Origin of the sequence: Arthrobacter sp. YAF34, from assembly GCF_052113245.1 — a bacterium.
In the GTDB taxonomy this organism is placed as follows: Bacteria; Actinomycetota; Actinomycetes; order Actinomycetales; family Micrococcaceae; genus Arthrobacter.
This window is the reverse complement of the sequence record NZ_JBFRCV010000050.1, coordinates 1-448: the sequence shown is the minus strand read 5'-3', so window position 1 is coordinate 448 and position 448 is coordinate 1. Positions and strand designations below refer to the sequence as shown.

Genomic DNA, 448 nt, shown 5'->3' with positions numbered 1-448 from the left:
TGTACTCGGCCAGGACGTTGGTTACATGTTGAAAGGGTGAAGACCTCTTAGGTTGGTGGTTACCACACACACCGAACGACTAAGAGGTCTTCATGGTCCACCGTAATGCCCGCCTGACTCCTACTGGTAGAGGCATCCTTGTCCAGCGTGTTCTCGATGGCCGTCCCGTGGCCCATGTAGCGAAGGAAATGGGTGTCTCCCGCACCTGCGCCCACCGGTGGTTCCGGCGCTATCTGGAACACGGCTGGGCCGGGATGGAAGATCGTTCGTCGCGACCACATTCATGCCCGCATGCCACCGCCGAGGCGAAGATCGAGGAGGTACTCGCGGCACGTGTGAAGCACCGCGAAGGCCCGGTCGAGCTGGCCGAACGCTGCAAGGTCCCGGTCCGCACGGTCTCGCGGRTCATTGCCCGGGCCGGGCTGCCCCGGTTGTGGGAACTGGACCC

General features: G+C 62.9%; 1 protein-coding gene. It reads left to right on the top strand.

The features are described from left to right. Positions 1-92: 92 nt before the first annotated feature. The coding region (locus AB4Y72_RS19715) for a helix-turn-helix domain-containing protein (RefSeq protein WP_441427816.1) at positions 93-448 on the top strand (356 nt) is incomplete at its 3' end.